The sequence below is a fragment of the Corallococcus sp. AB049A genome, assembly GCF_003668885.1.
GTDB lineage: Bacteria > Myxococcota > Myxococcia > Myxococcales > Myxococcaceae > Corallococcus > Corallococcus interemptor.
Genome location: NZ_RAWL01000792.1, coordinates 1 through 1,404, shown reverse-complemented (window position 1 = coordinate 1,404; position 1,404 = coordinate 1). Strand labels below are relative to the sequence as shown.

The following is a 1,404-nucleotide window of genomic DNA, read 5'->3' as shown; positions in this document are numbered from 1 at the left end:
GGGTGGGACGGTTCTGCGGCTGTCCTGCTTTCACACACCCCATGACACACGTGTCAGCGTTTGAGAGCGTGGGAGCCGCCGGGCCTCCGGCGGCCCCGTTCGGGACCCCGGTCAGTTGTGGCGGGGGGCGCCCCGGTCGAGCTTCTGGTTGTCGCCCGGGTGGTACTTGTCGCCGGTGAGGACGGCTTTCACGAACCCGACCAGCTGGACCATCTTGCTGTTGGGTGTGTCCCAGTACTCGGCCTTCTCGACGGAGACGCGCAGCAGGGCCAGGTTCGGATCATCCAGCCCCTGGGGGAACCAGGCCTTGAGGGACGGGTTCCACAGCTCCCTGGCCTTGGCCTTGTCGCGGATCAGCGTGCAGCGGCCGCTGACGGACACGTACCGGTCCTTCGAGGGGTCGGAGTAGGCGAGGCTGACATGGTGGTCCTTCTGCACCTCGTCCACCTTGTGGGTGTGGTCGTTGGTGAAGAACCACAGCTCTCCGTCAAAGTCCTTGTCGTAGGTCCACATCGGCCGGCTGCGCAGGCTGCCGTCGGTGTCCACGGTCGTCATCATCGCGACCTTGATGCCGTGGATGAGCTTGCCCAGGTGCTCCACCACGTCCTGCGGACTCTTCGTCGTCGTCGTCATGTGCTCGCCTCCCTTGGGGGTTGAAGGTAGGCAGCGGTCAGACGGCGAACATCGTCCGCACCGCCGGGTCGGCACCCCGGCAGCCGGGCGTGTGATAGGGGGCGTGCCGGGCCCGCTCGCTTGTTTCTTCCTTTGGAACGAGGCGCGACGGCCGGGAGCGACAAGGGATGCTGAAGACCGCGTGGAACGAGTGGAGCCTGAAGGCGCTGCAGCTGGAGACGGCACTCTTGGCGCTGGAGGAGATCGAGCTGCCGGACGCGATGCACGCGCTCCAGGACGCCGCCCAGCAGAAGCTCTTGGAGCTGGCGCGGGCGTGGCAGAAGACGCAGCCCGCGAAGGAGCCCCGTCAGTGGACGCGCGAGGAGAAGGCGGGCGGCGCGCCTCGCGACGAGGAGCTGGCGGACCTGGTGAAGGGCTTCCGCGAGGACGGCAAGACGTGGACGCTCTTCCGCCTCACCAGCGACAAGAAGGAAGTGGTGGAGACGGTGGTGTCGGAAGGGCGCGCGTGCATGGCCGCCGGCGGCGAGTACTACCTGGGCCAGTGGGACGCGGAGGAGGGCGTGCTGGAGGTGGGGCGCGACGACGAGGCCGGCGAGCCCGGCACCGGGCTGGTGCTGGAGCCGGGCGGCGAGCTGCGCTACTCGCCGTCTCCGGAGCTGGCGGACCTCTAGTCAGGACTCGAGGAGCTTCACCATCCGGGCGCGCAGCTTTTCGTCCGGCAGCCGTCCGAAGCCCGCCTTCACGTTGTCCTCCAGGTGGGCGGGGTCGGAG

General features: G+C 68.3%; 2 protein-coding genes. One reads left to right on the top strand and one right to left on the bottom strand.

Annotation, left to right across the window (positions count from 1 at the left end; genetic code table 11):
- Positions 1-111 precede the first annotated feature (111 nt).
- On the bottom strand, positions 112-633 hold the full coding sequence (locus D7X55_RS39430) for a pyridoxamine 5'-phosphate oxidase family protein (protein WP_120548432.1): 522 nt from the start codon (positions 631-633) through the stop codon (positions 112-114).
- Between the two features lie 167 nt (positions 634-800).
- Here D7X55_RS39430 and D7X55_RS39425 point away from each other — a divergent pair, with 167 nt between their 5' ends.
- Entirely contained in the window at positions 801-1,304 is a 504-nt protein-coding gene (locus D7X55_RS39425) for a hypothetical protein (protein ID WP_120548433.1), read from the top strand.
- Positions 1,305-1,404 lie beyond the last annotated feature (100 nt).